The following is a 17,012-nucleotide window of genomic DNA, read 5'->3' as shown; positions in this document are numbered from 1 at the left end:
ATTGCCGATGGATGGCTGACCCCAAGCCATCCATCGGCAATCTGACTATTTGTGGCCTTGACGTTTTTTGAGCCAGATAAAGACACCAGTCCACGCTAGTAATGCGGTAAGCAAGCCGGTGAATAAAATGAGAATGCGCCCTGGCAAGCCAAATATTTGCCCGGTATGCAGTGGATATTGCAGAATACTCAAGCGATCTCCCGTTTTGCCTTTTGCATAGCCGTATTGGGCTTTCAGTGCGCCTGTGCTTGCATCAAAAAATACCTGCTCACGCTTGAAGGTCAGCCAGGCATTCGGTTGACGTTCATCAAATGTCAACCGGTAGACATTCTGCTTGGCCAAGTAGGAAATATTGGCAACCCGGTAATCATCTGCTCCTACGGGCCGCAAGTCTAAGCCACGTTGATAAGCGGCATCCCAATCCAGTGAAATCTTCCCATCTTTCACTTTGGGCAATGTATCACCCGGAAGAGGGCTGAAGGGCATGATCATGCCCATCGCCGGCCTGAACACCTCTCGGTTGAGATTGAGATAAAAACTACTGAACGCGATGACAGCCAACACCGGCCACAGCCACAAGCCACTGGCACGATGCAGGTCAAAATTTATGCGGGTGGCATTTGCCTGATACTTTATTTTCCAGGCGGGCGCCCATTTTTTCATGAACTGTATGGGCGAGGGCAATAGGCCATGTCGGGGCAAGGCCAAATAAAATCCAACAAAACAATCCAGTAGCCAAAGTATGGCGACGCCCCCCAATAGCCATTTTCCGACTTTTCCTGGCAGATGAAGTGTGTCATGCAATTTGAACAGGAATGGCATCAAGCCCTGACGACTGATATCTACCTTGCCCCATTCGCGGGCGCCCAGAATTTCATTGGTATAAGGGTTAACAAATACCTGCATGGGAAGAGGGGCCTCGTCGCCGGTCTGTTTGCTATCCATACGCACAATCAATGCGCGATCAGTGCTGTGCTGAAACTCAATTCGAGCTATCCGATGGTCGGGATAGGCCTGACTGACGTTGCGTGCAAGTTGCGCTAGCGGCACCGGTGAGGAAGCCGTGGGCGTCACCAGCATCCAGTCCGGATTCAGCCATTCATCAAGCTCGTGATAAAAGGCTAGCGATGCTCCTGTAAGTCCGGCAACCGTTAAAAACAACACTATCATTAACCCTACATAACGATGCAGGCGGACAAACAATTTTCTGGACATGAGTGCGAGGGCCTGTTCTTTGGTGTCGCGATTGGAGATAGCGAGGATGCCTGCCGCAGACCTGCATGAATGAGGCTGAGGTGTAGCGTGGATTATCGTAAAGTGTAAATGATATCAATTATCATTTGATATGTATAATACAGGACGAAAATTTACACGCAGGAGCTGTCATGAAATTAAAGTGGGGCGTTGTTTGCGCCTTGATGATGCCGTATTGGTCTGCCTATGGCGAGGTGGCGGAGGATGCGGCTGAGCTGCCGGAAGTCGCCGTGAGTGCCCGTCAGGAGGAGTCGGCCACTGGGCCCGTGAAAGGTTACAAAGCGAGCCGTTCGCAAACTGCGACCAAAACCAACGCCGCTTTATCAGAAACTCCCCAGTCTGTGACGGTCATTGGCAGTGAGCAGATTCGCGATCAGGGCGCGCAGTCGCTGGCCGAAGCTTTGCGGTTTACCGCCGGCGTGGATGCCGGGCAGCGCGGACGGCGTGGGCTGGATGATATTTCCATCCGCGGGTTTGTGCAGAGTGCTTATGTGCTGCGCGATGGTATGCGTATGGATAACGACATGTGGATACAGAACGAGCCGTTTGCCTTTGAGCGTATCGAAGTACTGAAAGGCCCGGCATCTGTGCTCTACGGCCAAATTTCTCCGGGTGGGCTGGTTAATCTGGTAACGAAGCGGCCAACCGACAAGCCGATTGCCGAAATCGGCATAGGCCTTGGCAATTACAATCAGAAGCAGCTGACCGCCGACTTTTCGGATGCATTGAATGAGGACGGCACCGTCCGGTATCGCCTGGTGGGCATTTCATCCGCCAGCGATGACCAGGTAGATTTTGTCGATCGCCAGCGTACCTATATTGCGCCGTCCTTAACCTGGGATATCAGCGACAAGACCAGCCTGACCTTGCTGGCAAGCTATCAGAAGAGTGACTTTGTGCCGATTCGTGGCCTGCCTGCGCGCGGTACCGTGCTTGCCAATCCCAATGGCCAGATATCATACAGCCGGTTTGTCGGTGTGCCCGGTGTGGATAAATACAGCACCGAGCAGACGCAAGTGGGCTATCTGTTTGAGCATGCGTTTACCCCATCCATCAAATTCAAGCAGAGCATGCGCGTGAACGATTACGATCTGGAAGGGGCCTTTACCAGCCCCACATCGCTGTCGGCCAACGGGCTCAACTATGCGCGCCAGATCCAGTATCGTGATGTGCATGGCCAGATGCTGACCATGGACAATCAGCTCAACATGCAGTTTGACACGGCAGCCTTGCGCCATGATGTGCTGCTGGGGTTTGACTACCTGCATTTTGACAGCAAGCGCACGGACAAACGCTCTACCCTTACCGCGCTTAATCTCTATAACCCGAATTACAGCCCGACCATTGGTGCTGCCATCACAGCGCCAGCGACTACCGGTACTGACAAACTCGAACAAAAAGGTCTGTATCTGCAAGATCACATCAAGTTTGGCGATGGCTGGAATCTCGTGCTGGGCTTGCGCCGCGATGAATCCGATCTATTGGAAAAGCGTCTGAGTGGCAGCAGGACTCGCACCAATCCGGGAGCAACCACCGGGCGTGCCGGCTTGCTGTATGCCTTTGGCAATGGATGGTCGCCTTATATCAGCTATAGCGAATCGTTTGTGCCGGTTACCGGCAGCCAGGCGGATGGTACCGCCTTCAAGCCGGAAACCGGCCAGCAGCGGGAGATCGGCGTCAAATACGAAACGCCCAACAAGGCATTTGGCATTACTGTGGCGCTGTATGACCTGACGCGCCAGAACGTAACGACGACGGATCCCAATAACACTGCATTCAATATCCAGACTGGCGAGCAGCAGCATCGCGGTGTGGAGATTGAGGCCACGGGGCAATTGACCTCGCGTCTCAATGTCGTGGGCAGCTACAGCTATATTGATGCTGAAATCACCAAAAGCACGACAGGCACGCTGCACAAACGTCCCATTCTGGTGGCAAAAAACATGGCCAATATCTGGGCCAATTACGACATGGGGCGCTGGCTGCAAGGCCTGGGTATAGGCATTGGCGCACGCTATATCGGCAAGCAGGCGGGGGATGATCTCAATACTTTCTATACGCCGCATTACACCGTGTACGATGCAGCCCTGTTCTACCGCACCGGACCATGGCGCTTTGCCCTTAATGCACGCAATCTGGCGGACAAGGAATACATTGCCTCTTGTTCCACCGTGAGCGCCTGCTACACAGGTGATCCGCGCATGATCATGTTGAACGCGACCTACGCTTTCAAATAAGCCAGCATTAAGCTGATATCCCGCGGAGCCTGGCCATTCGGTCAGGCTCCGTTTCCATATGGGGCAGCTTCTGCTACATTGAGGGCAGTTTTTACTACCTCATTGAGATACCTCCTTGTCGGCCTCCGCCTTGCATGACTACCCCGCATCGTTCCCTGTTGCACGCGGCATGCGGCGCCATTTCCATTTTTATCTCGGCCCCACCAATTCCGGCAAGACCTATGAAGCACTGCAGGTGCTGCAGCAAGCGGTATCGGGAGTTTATCTGGCCCCTTTGCGTCTGTTGGCGATGGAGGTGCGTGATCGCCTCATGGAAGCTGGCGTCCCCTGTAATCTGGTGACCGGGGAAGAGCGGCACTGGGTGCCGGGCGCCCGGCATACGGCGTGCACGGTTGAAATGATGCGGCCGGATCAGGTGGTGGATGTGGCGGTCATAGACGAAGTTCAGATGCTGCAGGATGAAGCCAGAGGCTATGCCTGGACTGCCGCATTGGTGGGTGTCCCCGCGCAGCAGGTGTTTGTGTGCGGTTCGGATGCTGTGACGCCCATCTGCCTGGCCTTGCTGGAGTCGTTGAATGAGCCATGGCAACTGACGCGACTGGAGCGGAAGACGCCATTAATCCTGGAAGAGCACGCCATTTGCGGCGAACGTTACAACCGAGCGCGGCTGAAAGGCAAGCTGCAAAAGGGCGATGCCGTGATCGCCTTTACGCGCAAGGATGTGCTGACCTTGAGTGCGCGCATTCGCCAGTGGGGCTTGTCCGTGGCTTCTATTTACGGAGCTTTGTCGCCTGAAGTGCGGCGCACGGAGTCACGCCGCTTTGCCAGCGGTGAGGCGGATGTGCTGGTGGCGACAGATGCCATCGGCATGGGCCTGAATCTGCCGATCCGGCGCGTGGTATTTACTACCGTACATAAATTTGATGGCGTGGCGAGTCGCCTGATCGGCCCGACTGAAACCAGGCAGATCGCGGGCCGAGCTGGGCGCTATGGCATCTACCCCACCGGGTTTGTTGCTGCCGTAGAGGCCGATGAGCTATTGCACTTGCAGCATATGCTGACGACTTCGGATAGTGCGGAATTGCAGCAACTGCCAGTCGCTGCCAATTGGCCGGATATTGCGCGGCTTTCACACCGGGTGCACACGGTGCGAATAGGGGAATTGCTGGAGCGATTTTCACGCCAAACCATGCAAAGTACTCTCTTTCACCTTGCCAGTGCCGAGGGGCAGATTGCGCTGGGGCATCTCATCGACCAGCATGCACCTCATATGCCGCTGGCCGACAAGTTTCGCTTCTCATGCGCGCCCGTGTCTTTCGACAAGCGGCACGAGATGGATTATTTCATTCAGTGCTTGAAAGCTCATGCTGACCACAAGCGCAGGCGCTTGCCAGAAGACATCGCTTGGCTGGATAGCAGCGGGCCGCAATATCTGGAGCAGGCCGAGCAACTGAGTCAGGATATCAGCCTCTATGCCTGGCTGGCTTTCAAGTATCCGCAGACCTTTTCTGATGGCGAACTGGTGCCCATGCTGCGGCAGCGGGTGAGTCGCTATATTGAGCGCGCGCTGCTGACGCAGGCAGGCTACGGCGATATCAGCCGGGAGCTCTATGTCTATGGATAAAGAGGCGAATAGCCATGAAGTGACCGGATCAAGCCAAGCGGGCCTGGCAGGGCGCCGCTCAGCTTATGGATGGTTCGGGCTGCCTGTATCTCAGCCCCATGGTCATCCAGAAAAAACTAGACGCACACGGCGCGCACTTGCGCGATATCGGTTTTGCCCTGGAACACTTTGTTGATGCCATCCTGCTTCAGCGTCAGCATGCCGCTCTTCAGGGCTTCCTCCAGCAGTTCACTGACAGGCGCGCGTTTTTGAATCATGCGCTTGATTTCCGGCGTCACGATCATTAATTCATATAGCCCCAGTCGCCCACGATGACCAGTGTTGTTGCAGGCTTTGCAGCCCTTCGCACGATAAAGCGTGAATTTTCCATCCTGCGCAAACTCTTGGCGAAAGCGTTCCAGTTCCTGCTGGGCGCCGTGGCTGGTGCCATCGACAAATTCGGCTGCCAGTTCTTCCAGCTCGGCATGGCTGGGCTCATAGGCTTCCTTGCATTTATCGCATAGCGTCTTGGCCAGGCGTTGTGCCATGATCGCCAGCAGCGCATCGGCAAAGTTGAAGGGATCCATGCCCAGGTCGAGCATACGCACAATACTTTCCGGCGCGCTATTGGTGTGCAGGGTGGAGAGCACCAAGTGACCGGTCAATGAAGCCTCAATGCCGATCTTGGTCGTCTCCTGGTCACGCATTTCGCCCACCATGATCACATCCGGGTCGGCCCGCAGAAAACTGCGCATGGCGGCAGCAAAGGTCCAGCCTATCTTGGCATTCACTTGTACCTGGCGCAGGCCTTGCTGGGTAATTTCCACCGGGTCTTCGGCTGTCCAGATCTTGCGTTCTGGCGTGTTGATGTAGCCCATCAGCGAGTGCAGCGATGTTGTTTTACCCGAGCCGGTAGGCCCGCAGACCAGAATCAGCCCATAGGGCCGCTGCATCAGTTTTTTAAGGTTCTCCAGTTTGTCCGGTGCCAGCCCGAGCTTATCCACCGGCACGGGTTTGGCGGCCGCCAGCACCCGCATCACTACATCTTCCAGGCCATTGGCCGTGGGGATGGTCGCCACGCGCAACTCGACATTGGCCGGGCCAAACTGCTTGAAATCCAGCTTGCCATCCTGCGGTTTGCGCCGTTCGGAAATATCCAGCTGCGACATGATCTTGATGCGTGAGATCAAGGCATTGCGGAAGTTGGAGGGTATTTCCAGGTACTGCACCAGCGTGCCATCCTTGCGGAAACGCACGTGTGTGTTGCGCCGATCCGGGTAGGTTTCAATATGGATATCCGACACCCCATCCTGATACGCGTCCAGAATCATTTTATTGACCAGCTGCACCAGCGTGTTGTCGGACTCCGCCACGGGCTCTTCGTTAGCCTCGTACTGCATGCTGTTTTCTTCGCTGAACAGCTTTGTCGCCAGGTCATCAATCTGCATGCCCGCCACATTGCTGGATTTCAGGTCGAAATCCAGCATGTCATCCTGCTTGCCTTTATTGAATTCGAAATTGCTGCTGCGACCATAAAAGCTATCAATCGCGGTGACGATATCCTCGCGCGAAGCCATGGCGGGCAGGGTTTTCATCTGCGTAAGAAAGCGCACCTCATCAATCGCCTTCACGTTCATCGGGTCTTCAAACGCCACGACCAGCGCACCTTCATACATGCACAGCGGCATCAGCAGATGTTTGCGGGCAACGGGTGCGCCAATCAGGCGTATGGCATTCGGGTCAAAGTTGAATTTACTCAGGCTTACATAGGGAATCCCCAGCTTTTTAGCCAAGGTGCCCTTGAGTGTCTGCTCATCAACAATGCCCATGTCCACCAGAATGCGTCCCAGCGGAATACCGCGGTTTTCCTTCTGCTTGTTCAGGGCATCCTGTAATTGTTCTTCGGTAATCAGGTCCAGCTGGCGCAGCGCCTCCCCCAATTTAAGAATCGGGCGGCTTTCCTGATGGCGAATGGCCTGTTGCAACTCCTCGCTGGTGACAATCTGGTTTTCAAACAGGTAATCGCCAATACGCTGGTTGCGCAATTCATCCTGGCGTTTCAGTGCTTCTTCCACCGCATCTTTGCTGGCCAGATTTTCCTGAATCAGAATCTCGCCAATTTTCTGGCCGATCTTGTAACTCTTGATGGAGGTGCGCGGGAAATAACCACGGATGATTTTGGAATCAGCCGTAGTCGGGTAAATGTACAAGCCATGGTGCGTGTTGACATAGCTGTAGGTGTAACCCACCACCATTTCGCCATCGGTATACTCAATGGCATAAGTTTGTTTTTCGGAGGGGGGGAACAGCTCTTCGGCTCTATCCTCGAGAAAAGCCTGGTCACGCACCAGCTCCATCGGCTTCAACAGCTGGATGCTCTTGATTTTATCCAAGGCCAGTGTTTCTTGCGGTTTATCCTTGCCGGGGCGGTAGATCAGGGTATTGGCATCGGGCATGAACTCAAGCAGTTGCCCCTGGCGCTTCTTGCCATCAAACAGATAGATCAGACAGATTTCATGAGCTGGACTCTCGCTGCCGGCAGCAAAACTGAAATAAGGTGGCTTGGGCCACTCGATCACTGATTCTTTCATACTCCCCCTAGTGAGACGTACGTATATATTCCGCTTATTAAAGCACGGCCCATGCCCGTCACATAAGGGGGCATTTATTTTTATTTTAAATGGGTACTGCGGGCTTGCCAGAGGCCTCAAAGGCGAGGGTGACAATAGTAGGGTTCAGTCTGGCATACCCTTTCGTCTGCCGCAGAATTTGTAGAGGCACCATGCCGCCAGATTAATCCCGAACATGCTGCTCATGGCGACGGCATAATGCAGTGCGCTGCCGAGCACCAGGGGAATGGTAAACGCCGATATCAGCGTGAAAATAATCGATTGCACAAAGCCTTGGACGGAGGCTGCCATGCCTTTTTTCTCAGGAAAAATATCCAATGCCAGCGTCAAGGCTCCGGGTAGCAGCATGGTCAACCCCAGGGTATACACCAGTATAGGAATGACGGCATAAGGCAGTTCTGGGGAAGACGTGAGGTTGTAAATCAGATTTCCAATCGACGCGATAGCCAGCAGGCCATAAGCGATCGCGATCATTGTGCTGCCATGTAGCCTGCTTACCAGACGACCGGCCATGGCAGAACCTGCGATCAGGCCGATCACGATGGGAATAAATAGCCAGCCAAACTGCTGCTCAGACAAATGCATGACATGCAATACAAAGTCTGGCGCGCCTGCCACATAAACCAGGAAACCGCCAAAGCCTGTCCCTATGCATATTGAAAGCGCCATGAAGCGCACATCGCTGGCGATGGCGAAATAATTGCGAAGCAAGCTAGCCGGATGGAATGAGCGACGCTGTCCGACCGGCAAGGTCTCCGGCAATCGGCTAACACATAACACCAACAGCATGACTCCCAGCAGGGCCAGGAAGACAAATGCCGACGGCCAGGGAAAATATAGTTGCAACCAGCCGCCCGCCATGGGCGCGATCGCAGGCGAGAGACCGAAAAGCATGGTGACCTTGGAAATAAGCTTCTGTGCCTCAATCCCGTCAAATTGGTCCCGAATGATGGCTTGTCCTACTACGGTGCCGGCACCTACAAAAAAGCCTTGGCCGGCACGCATTGCCAATAGCAGTGCATAACTGTCTGTCATCGCGCAGCCGCACGAGGTGATGACAAAGCCGACCAGCGAAATAATGATCACGGGCTTTCTGCCCACGCTGTCCGAGATCGCCCCATGAAACAGCATCATCAGAGTAAAGCTGAACAAGTACACACTGAGACTTTGCTGAGCGGCCGCCTGCGATATCGCAAAATGCGTCTGGATGTCGGGGAAAAAGGGAAAGTAGGTATCCGTGGTGAAGGGGCCAAGCATGGCGAGACCAGCAAGGATGATAGTCAGTATTGGCATCGTGGTGAGTAGAGATGATGGGGAGTGGATGAACGGCCGCTAGTTTCGCATTCTTTTGCGTCATGCAGAAACTCGGAAGATGTAAAAGTGGTTGATCCCGACATGTATTTGGCAACGAAGGCGGCGCAATGGGCGATGCATCACATGCAAATGGCCTGCCATTGATCGTCAGGTGAAATCGGGAAAATTTCCCGGATGTTGAAAGGACGTAAGACTATAGAATAGCCGTTTTCATCATGACGGGATGCCATGAGCCTCAAGTTACGCCTAAATCTCATGATCACTGCCTTGCTGGTGCTGATCATGGCCCTCGGGACCATGCTGATGGTGGCGAATGCCAGGCAGGATGTGCGCGCCGAGGTGGAGTCGACAGCGAAGCTGGCGCTCTATCTTCTGGATGCCGAGGCTTTGTACTACTCCCAGCTTTCCAATCCGCAGCAGTTGCGTTCCTTTCGTCTCAAGAGCCTGAGTAATCTCCGCCATTTGCGCATCGAGTTTTATGATCACAACGGCACGCTGGTGGACAGCAATAGCCAGTCTGCCAACGCGGATCACGAAGACACGCCACCGCGCTGGTTTGTCAGTGCCATGGGCATGGTGTCGAGTGAGTGGATACAGTCGCGCCGCATGATCAAGGTCAATGGTCGGGTGATAGGTGTGCTGGTGGTGACGCCGGATCCTTCTTACGAGATTGCCGAAGTGTGGGGCGATACCCAGGACTTGCTGGTGCTGTCGGCGCTATTTTTCCTGCTGGTGAATCTGATGGTGTACTGGGCGGTGGGCCATGCCCTGCGCCCGGTGGATACCGTGCTGGCCGCGCTGAATGAGCTTGAGCGTGGCAATCTCAAGGCACGCTTGCCAGATTTCAAGCTGAAGGAGTTGGCGCGTATCAGCCATAAATTCAATCTGATGGCACACAAGCTGGAAACCAGTGTGGAGCGCAACCATCGCTTGTCGCAACAGCTGATTCGTGCGCAGGAGGACGAGCGCAAGCACTTGGCGCGTGATCTGCATGACGAAATTGGCCAGAGCCTGACGGCGATCAATGCCGATGCCACGGCGATCGTGAATTCGGAGTCAACCAATCCGCGCATCAAGGAAAGCGCTGCAGCGATTGTGCAGGTGGCGCGCCATGTGGTGGCCATCGTGCGCGACATGCTGGAGCACTTGCGGCCGGATACCCTGGATAAGCTCGGTTTGCATATCGCGCTGACCGACCTGGTGGGCAACTGGCGCCAGCGGCATCCTGAGGCGACGATACATATCAATATCGCCGAAGATCTGGAGGAACTGGGCGAGTTTATCCCGATCACCATTTACCGGCTGGTGCAGGAAGCGCTGACCAATATCAGCCGCCACGCCAAAGCGGGCTCGGTGAGCCTGGCGGTGCAGCGCATGGGTAGCCACCTGCATCTGGTGATACGCGATAACGGGTGTGGATTTGAGATGGAAAAGGCGCCTACCGGCTTTGGGCTGGCGGGCATGCGTGAGCGGGTAGAGGGCCTGGGCGGCAAGCTGGATGTGCAGAGTGCGCCAGGTGAGGGGACGACCATCATGGTCAGTATCCCGGTGATTAATCAACAGGAGTTATCAGGTGAGTGAAGAAATTATCCGGGTCTTGCTGGTCGATGACCACACTGTCGTACGGTCGGGCTTGTGCCGTTTGCTGGAGCAGCATTCCGGCATCAAAGTGGTGGCCGAGGCCGAGAGCGGTGAGCAGGCTTACCAGGTATTTGGGGAGTATCTGCCCGATGTGACGGTGATGGACCTCTCCATGCCGGGCATGGGTGGGCTGGAGGCCATGCGACGGATATTGGCGCGGTATCGCACGGCGCGCGTGCTGATTTTCTCTATGCATGAAAACGCGGCGTTTGCCATGCAGACTCTCAAGAGCGGCGCACGTGGCTATGTCGCCAAAACCGGCTCGTTTGATGAGCTGGTCAAGGCGGTGGTGGAAGTGTCGCGTGGCAAGAATTACATCAGCACCAGCATCGCCCAGAAGATCGCGCTACAAACCGTCATAGGCGATGGTGACCTGATCAGCCAGCTATCGCCGCGCGAGTTCGAGGTGTTCCGGCTGTTTGCCGAGGGCAAAAATGCCGAGGAGATTGCCGAGGTATTGAAGATCAGCCAGAAAACGGTGGCGAATTACCACACGCTGGTGAAGCAGAAGCTGGGTTTATCCAATCCGGTGGAGATGGTGCGTTTTGCCATCAAGCACGGGTTGATTGATAGCTGAGTCATATGTATGGCTCGCCAGGCAACATGGCGAACAGCATAAGCAACAGGCAAAAAAAACGACCGGCAAGGGTATGCCGGTCGATCAACTATGGTGTTGTCAGTGGAGAGAGACAACTGCATTCAGTGTAAAAGAAGAGCCCCGTTTGCCGTGAGAGAGGGCTTCATGATTTATTCGGGAAATGTTCACGTTTTGATGATGTTGAGCTTGATGGCAAGCAGCATCAGCTGTGCAGCGTTTTCCACATTCAGTTTTTGGCGCAGGCGCGTTTGCACATTGGCGATCGTTTTATAGTCCAGGCACAAGGCCGCGGCAATATCATCAATTGAGCGGCCCTGTGCCAGCAGGTTGAATACTTCGAACTCGCGTGAGCTCAGGCTGTTGAGTATGTCGCCGCCATTAATGTTGTGCATGGCGATTTCCTGCGCGATATCGTGGCTGACGTATTTGCGGTTATTGGCAATGGCAAATACCGCTTCTACCAGTACATCCGGCGCAGACGACTTGGTGACATAGCCACTGGCCCCTGCCTGCAATGCGCGGGTGGGGAATATGGCATCGTCATGCATGCTGAATACCAGCACCTTGGCGTTGCGATCACGCGAAACGATACGTTTCAGCGCCTCCAGCCCGCCCATGCCACGCATGGAAAGATCCATCACCACCACCTCCGGCTGGTGCTCCGAGTAAACCCGGTAGGCATCTTCGCCGCTATCCACTTCGGCGATCACCTTGATTCCGGATTTTTCCAGCAGGTGGCGATAGCCCTGTCTTACCACGGCATGGTCATCCACCAGCATCACTCTTACAGCACCTTGCATTACACCATCTCCTTTATCTGGGTTGTGGGGATGACCGCACGAATCCGGGTGCCTGTGCCAGCGGCGCTGGACACCTCGAATTTACCGTCAACCGCCTTGATTCTTTCACGCATGCCGGCAAGCCCCAGGCCTTTGTGCGGCTGGGCTAGCGAGATGCCGCATCCATCGTCCGTAATGTCCACCATCAGGTTATCGCCCTGCATGAAGAGATGCACATCGATCAGGCTGGCCTGTGCGTGGCGCGCCGCATTGGTAATCGCCTCCTGAATCACGCGATAGATATTGATGGTCAGCTTGTCATCCAGATGATCAATCTCATGGTCTATTGCCAGTTGATAGCGCGTGCCATTGGCCGGGTATTTCCAGGTGTCGATCAAATGCTGCAGGGCTGCACTGAGGCCAAGCTCGTCCAGTGCGGCGGGGCGCAATCGATGAATGAGCTGGCGCGCCGAGCGGTATATATGGTCCGAGTGCGAAATAATGTGTAGTGCCACTTCGCTGATGTTGGCTGGCAGGTCCGGCATATTGACCAGGCTGGTGGCGTTCGCCTTGATCGCATTCAAGTATTGCCCCATGTCGTCGTGCAGGTCGCGGGCAATATGGCGGCGCTCTTCTTCCTGCAACTCCAGTGCCTGCCGCAACAGAAAATGATTTTCCTTGAGCAGGTTGGAGATTTCGGATTCTGCTGTTTTGATTTCGGTAATATCGGCGGCAAACACATGCAGAAACTGCAAGCTGCCATCCTGGCTGAAATGCCCGAGGATGCGTGCCATGGCATAGGTGCGTTTGCCGTATACGCCAATGACGCAAAGCTGCTCGACATCCACCTTTTGATGTTCTTTGACCACCTCCAGCAGGTGTGACCATGATGGACCATGCTGCAAGTAGTCGGCGAGATTATTCCCCACGGCCAGCTCAGGCGTCTGTATTTCCAGAAAACAGGCCATGGCCGGATTGCACATTTCGATCACGCCACGCGTGGTGACGACGGCATTGCCTGCCAGGTTTTCATTGAAGAGCGTTTGGAATTGCAGGCGCTCTGCCAGCAGGGCTTGTTCGGTCTGGTTGCGGCTACGCACCTCGCGCTTGATTTCCTGCCAGCGACGCCAGGCAAACCAGCTCATGGCGAGCGTCGCGGCGGCCAGCGCATAGGGCAGCTCATCAATGTCGTATTCGTCGTTACTGGTCAGTGTCCAGTCGATGAAGATTTCAGACAGCTCAAAGTAGCCTGCAATCAGGTAAGTCAGGATGAAGCTGCAAGGGACAATCGCAAACTCGAGCAGGACATTCTTTCTATCCAGCTGCTTGCCTAGGGTAATGGGGGCGAACGGGATGCGCATAAATGCTCAGTATGAACCTTGCTGCATTGGCGCCCTAGCGACAGGCTCCCGAATCTGACCGGGAGCTCATCCTTATATTGTTACAAAATGTAATGAAGTATTACAAATTGTGAATATGTGAATTTTTCCCTGCGCAAAAGTGAATGGCGCACCTCGTGCCGCAAAGGCAGGTTTGAGATAGTTCGTCGTCGCTCTACGACAGTGGTAGCGAGGGAGTAGGACTATATCAACATACGAGGAGGATTCCGAAGATGAAGGCAAGAATAACAGCTACTGGATTTGCAGTTGCTGGATTGGCATTGTCAGCCATGCTGCCGTCAGTAGCTGCGGCAGCTGATAGCCTGGAAGCGCTGGGTGCCAATCCCAATAACTGGACGATGCAAACTGGGGATTATACGGGGCAACATTACAGCCGCCTTTCACAAATCACGACAGGTAACGTCAAGAACCTGAAAGCTGCCTGGTCGTTCTCCACCGGCCTGCTGCACGGTCATGAAGGTGCACCGCTGGTGATTGGCGACATGATGTATATCAACACGCCGTTTCCAAACAATACATTTGCCCTCAACCTGGCTGAGCCAGAAAAGATTGTCTGGCAGCACAAACCCAAGCAGGATGCCTCCGTCAAGGCGGTTGCCTGCTGTGACATCGTGAACCGTGGCCTTGCCTACGATGATGGTCGCATCTTCAAGACCCAGCTGGATGGTCATCTGGTTGCACTGGATGCCAAGACCGGCAAGGAACTGTGGAAGATGGAAAACTGTGATCCTGCAGTGGGTTCCACCATTACCCAGGCACCTTTCGCCGTTAAGGGCAAAGTGTTGGTAGGTTGCTCCGGTGCTGAGCTGGGTGTGCGCGGTTACGTGACTGCCTATGATCAGAAAACCGGTGAGCTGGTATGGCGTTCGTTCGCAACCGGTCCTGATAATGAGCTGAACCTGTCCAAGGACTTCAACAAGGACAATCCTCACTACGGTCAAATGGGCCTCGGCACCAAGACCTGGGAAGGCGAAGCCTGGAAAATTGGCGGCGGCACCAACTGGGGCTGGTATGCCTATGATCCTAAGCTGAACCTGTTCTACTACGGTTCCGGCAACCCTGCACCATGGAATGAAACCATGCGTCCAGGCGACAACAAGTGGACCATGACCATCTGGGCACGTGATGTGGATACTGGTGCTGCCAAGTGGGGCTACCAGAAGACGCCTCATGACGAGTGGGACTTCGCTGGTGTTAACCAGATGATCCTGACCGACCAGGCAGTTAACGGCAAGTCGCAGCCTCTGCTGACCCACGTTGACCGTAACGGCATCATGTACACCCTGAACCGTCAAACCGGCTCTATCGTACAAGCTGCCAAGGTTGATCCTGCAGTGAATGTATTCAAGAAGGTGGACCTGAAGACCGGCCTGCCATTGCGCGATCCTGAATTCAGCACCCGCATGGACCACAAGGGTACCAACATCTGCCCATCTGCAATGGGTTTCCACAACCAAGGTCTGGATGCTTACGATCCTGACAGCCGTACGTTCTACTTCGGTCTGAACCACATTTGTATGGATTGGGAGCCGTTCATGCTGCCATACCGTGCAGGTCAGTTCTTCGTTGGTGCAACGCTGGCTATGTACCCAGGCCCTAACGGCCCAACCAAGAAGGAAATGGGTCAAGTTCGTGCCATGGATGGTGTGACTGGCGAAGTGAAGTGGACCAAGTGGGAGAAATTCTCCGTTTGGGGCGGCACATTGGCTACCAAGGGCGGCCTGGTGTTCTACAACACACTCGACGGCAACATCAAGGCTCTCGACAAGACCAACGGTAAGGAAATCTGGAAGTTCAAGATGCCTTCCGGTGCGATTGGTGCGCCTATGAGCTACGCCTACAAGGGTAAGCAATACATCGCTACCAACTACGGTGTAGGCGGCTGGCCTGGTGTAGGTCTGGTATTTGACCTGACTGACCCAAGTGCTGGTCTGGGCGCTGTAGGTGCCTTCAAGGAACTCCAAAGCTACACCCAGATGGGCGGTGGTGTGATGGTGTTCGGTCTGTAATACAGGCCTTGTGATTAGGCCGCCGGTGCCCGGCACGATGGTAGGGTGCCGGCGGTTTTTATCAGATAGCTTTGTTCTGTGCGGTTTTAAAGATCATCACGGTGTGTTTTAAGGGAAAGCAATGAAACTGATCAAGTGGAGTGTGATGTTCGCCATCTGGGCGAGCGCGTTCGGCGGGCAGACTGCCATGGCGCAAGACAATGCGCAAATCAAGACTAAAGCCGACAGTCCATTACGAATTTGTGCGGGTGAGGATGAGCTTCCTTACTCGAATACCCGGCAAGAAGGGTTTGAGAACCGGATTGCCGATGTGCTGGCCAGCGAACTTGGCCGCAAAGTGGAAAACGTCTGGTGGAAAGATGCACGCTATGTAGTGCGTGACCTGCTGGATAAGGATCAATGCGATGTGATTATTGGTGCTGATGAGAACGACCCCCGTGTCGCCACGACGCCAGCCTACTACCGTTCCGGCTACATCTTTGTTTACAAGAAAGACAAGGGCGACCTGGGGTTGACGGACTGGAACAGTCCTTACCTGAAAAAATCATCCACCCAGATTGGCTGGATTCCGGAAACGCCACCAGAGGTGATGCTGGTGCAGATTGAGCGTTTTGTCGACATGTTCCAGTACAAGGCCGAGATCTCCAATTACAAGTCGCCGCGTAACCATTACATCAAATATGACCCGTCGCGGGTGGTGAATGATGTGGTGAACGGCCGTGTGGATGTAGCCGTGCTGTGGGCACCTGCTGCTTCCCGTTACGTCAAGCAATCCAGCGTGCCGCTGGTGGAAAAGCTGGTGGTGGATAACGCGAAGAAATCCAATGGCGAGCGCGTGCCGCACCAGTTCTCGGTGAGCGTTGGTGTGCGTAAAGGCGATACCGAGCTGCTGAAGCAGATTGAGCAGGCGCTTGTGAAGCGCAAGGGCGATATTGATGCCATCTTGAAGGCAGAAGGTATCCCACTGTTGCCGACGACCAAGCCTTGATGCCGCCGTCTGTGGGCTTTAAGCACGATTTTTCAATAAGCAATAAAGGGTAATGCAATGCGTAATCGTCACAAACTGATTCTGGTCTCCGCACTTCTGGCGGCCACCGTCTCTGTCTTCGCGGATGATCTGATCTTCCGCGGCACCATCTCCGGTGAAATGCTCGATTTCAAGGGCCTTAACGAGACGGAAACCGATGCCGTGAAGAAATTCAAGCAAACCGGCGTCAACCCCTACAACGGCAATGCCGAAGTCATCAAGAAGGGCGAGAGTCTGTTCTCCACCGCCTGTTCCGGTTGCCATGGTCACTTGGCTGAAGGCAAGCTCGGCCCGGCGTTGTCCGATGACTACTGGACCTACCCCAAGAATGCGACCGACAAGGGTTTGTTCGAGACTATTTTTGGTGGTGCCGAAGGCATGATGGGCCCGCAACGTGGCCGTCTGACGCAGGATGAGATGCTGCAGATCATGAGCTGGGTGCGCTCGATTTATCAGGGCGATCCTGACAAGGCCAAATGGCTGAATAACTAAGTTGCTTTTGTATCACTCCCTTCGCGAT

General features: G+C 54.6%; 12 protein-coding genes. 7 read left to right on the top strand and 5 right to left on the bottom strand.

What is annotated here, in order from left to right:
• Positions 1-45 precede the first annotated feature (45 nt).
• Positions 46-1,215, bottom strand: a complete 1,170-nt coding sequence (locus LG204_RS13735; protein WP_230337803.1) for a PepSY-associated TM helix domain-containing protein — start codon at positions 1,213-1,215, stop codon at positions 46-48.
• Positions 1,216-1,385: 170 nt separating this feature from the next.
• On the opposite strand from LG204_RS13735, the gene LG204_RS13730 reads away from it, so the two are divergent.
• Both LG204_RS13730 and LG204_RS13725 read left to right on the top strand, forming a co-directional pair.
• On the top strand, positions 1,386-3,491 hold the full coding sequence (locus tag LG204_RS13730; protein ID WP_230337802.1) for a TonB-dependent siderophore receptor: 2,106 nt from the start codon (positions 1,386-1,388) through the stop codon (positions 3,489-3,491).
• Positions 3,492-3,606: 115 nt separating this feature from the next.
• Entirely contained in the window at positions 3,607-5,115 is a 1,509-nt protein-coding gene (locus LG204_RS13725; RefSeq protein WP_407664209.1) for a helicase-related protein, read from the top strand.
• 116 nt (positions 5,116-5,231) lie between these two features.
• Here the strand turns inward: LG204_RS13725 and LG204_RS13720 are convergent, their stop codons facing one another.
• Positions 5,232-7,685, bottom strand: coding sequence for a GspE/PulE family protein (locus LG204_RS13720; protein ID WP_230337801.1), 2,454 nt, complete (start codon positions 7,683-7,685; stop codon positions 5,232-5,234).
• Positions 7,686-7,829: 144 nt separating this feature from the next.
• Positions 7,830-9,017 (bottom strand): multidrug effflux MFS transporter, encoded by a 1,188-nt coding sequence (locus LG204_RS13715; protein WP_230337800.1) that lies wholly within the window; start codon positions 9,015-9,017, stop codon positions 7,830-7,832.
• A 249-nt stretch (positions 9,018-9,266) separates the two neighbouring features.
• Here LG204_RS13715 and LG204_RS13710 point away from each other — a divergent pair, with 249 nt between their 5' ends.
• Positions 9,267-10,619 (top strand): ATP-binding protein, encoded by a 1,353-nt coding sequence (locus tag LG204_RS13710; protein WP_230337799.1) that lies wholly within the window; start codon positions 9,267-9,269, stop codon positions 10,617-10,619.
• Complete coding sequence (locus tag LG204_RS13705; protein WP_230337798.1) at positions 10,612-11,256, top strand: response regulator; 645 nt, start codon at positions 10,612-10,614, stop codon at positions 11,254-11,256. The genes LG204_RS13710 and LG204_RS13705 overlap by 8 nt, the downstream gene beginning before the upstream one ends.
• 185 nt (positions 11,257-11,441) lie before the next feature.
• Here LG204_RS13705 and LG204_RS13700 read toward each other — a convergent pair whose 3' ends face one another.
• Together LG204_RS13700 and LG204_RS13695 are read right to left on the bottom strand one after the other, a co-directional pair.
• Positions 11,442-12,077: a response regulator gene (locus LG204_RS13700; RefSeq protein WP_230337797.1), complete on the bottom strand. Its 636-nt coding sequence runs from the start codon at positions 12,075-12,077 to the stop codon at positions 11,442-11,444.
• A complete protein-coding gene (locus LG204_RS13695; RefSeq protein WP_230337796.1) occupies positions 12,077-13,417 on the bottom strand; it encodes an ATP-binding protein in 1,341 nt (446 codons plus the stop codon). Before LG204_RS13695 ends, LG204_RS13700 begins: the two co-directional genes overlap by 1 nt.
• Before the next feature lie 308 nt (positions 13,418-13,725).
• Here LG204_RS13695 and LG204_RS13690 point away from each other — a divergent pair, with 308 nt between their 5' ends.
• The 3 genes from LG204_RS13690 to moxG all read left to right on the top strand — a co-directional run bounded on the left by LG204_RS13690 (position 13,726) and on the right by moxG (position 16,984).
• On the top strand, positions 13,726-15,465 hold the full coding sequence (locus LG204_RS13690) for a methanol/ethanol family PQQ-dependent dehydrogenase (RefSeq protein WP_328441965.1): 1,740 nt from the start codon (positions 13,726-13,728) through the stop codon (positions 15,463-15,465).
• 121 nt (positions 15,466-15,586) lie between these two features.
• Positions 15,587-16,453, top strand: a complete 867-nt coding sequence (gene moxJ, locus LG204_RS13685; RefSeq protein ID WP_230337794.1) for a methanol oxidation system protein MoxJ — start codon at positions 15,587-15,589, stop codon at positions 16,451-16,453.
• A gap of 57 nt (positions 16,454-16,510) precedes the next feature.
• On the top strand, positions 16,511-16,984 hold the full coding sequence (moxG, locus tag LG204_RS13680) for a cytochrome c(L), periplasmic (RefSeq protein WP_230337793.1): 474 nt from the start codon (positions 16,511-16,513) through the stop codon (positions 16,982-16,984).
• Positions 16,985-17,012 lie beyond the last annotated feature (28 nt).

Origin of the sequence: Methylovorus menthalis (assembly GCF_020523625.1) — a bacterium.
Taxonomy (GTDB): domain Bacteria; phylum Pseudomonadota; class Gammaproteobacteria; order Burkholderiales; family Methylophilaceae; genus Methylovorus; species Methylovorus menthalis.
Note: the sequence above shows the minus strand (reverse complement) of the source record. Positions and strands in the feature narration are given on the sequence as shown.

Excerpts from the sequence above, each read along its gene's own strand:
- LG204_RS13735 (WP_230337803.1), bottom strand. The coding sequence starts at position 1,215 with ATGTCCAGAAAATTGTTTGTCCGCCTGCATCGTTATGTAGGGTTAATG.
- LG204_RS13730 (WP_230337802.1), top strand. The coding sequence starts at position 1,386 with ATGAAATTAAAGTGGGGCGTTGTTTGCGCCTTGATGATGCCGTATTGG.
- LG204_RS13720 (WP_230337801.1), bottom strand. The coding sequence starts at position 7,685 with ATGAAAGAATCAGTGATCGAGTGGCCCAAGCCACCTTATTTCAGTTTT.
- LG204_RS13715 (WP_230337800.1), bottom strand. The coding sequence starts at position 9,017 with ATGCCAATACTGACTATCATCCTTGCTGGTCTCGCCATGCTTGGCCCC.
- LG204_RS13710 (WP_230337799.1), top strand. The coding sequence starts at position 9,267 with ATGAGCCTCAAGTTACGCCTAAATCTCATGATCACTGCCTTGCTGGTG.
- LG204_RS13700 (WP_230337797.1), bottom strand. The coding sequence starts at position 12,077 with ATGCAAGGTGCTGTAAGAGTGATGCTGGTGGATGACCATGCCGTGGTA.
- LG204_RS13695 (WP_230337796.1), bottom strand. The coding sequence starts at position 13,417 with ATGCGCATCCCGTTCGCCCCCATTACCCTAGGCAAGCAGCTGGATAGA.
- LG204_RS13690 (WP_328441965.1), top strand. The coding sequence starts at position 13,726 with ATGCTGCCGTCAGTAGCTGCGGCAGCTGATAGCCTGGAAGCGCTGGGT.
- moxJ (WP_230337794.1), top strand. The coding sequence starts at position 15,587 with ATGAAACTGATCAAGTGGAGTGTGATGTTCGCCATCTGGGCGAGCGCG.
- moxG (WP_230337793.1), top strand. The coding sequence starts at position 16,511 with ATGCGTAATCGTCACAAACTGATTCTGGTCTCCGCACTTCTGGCGGCC.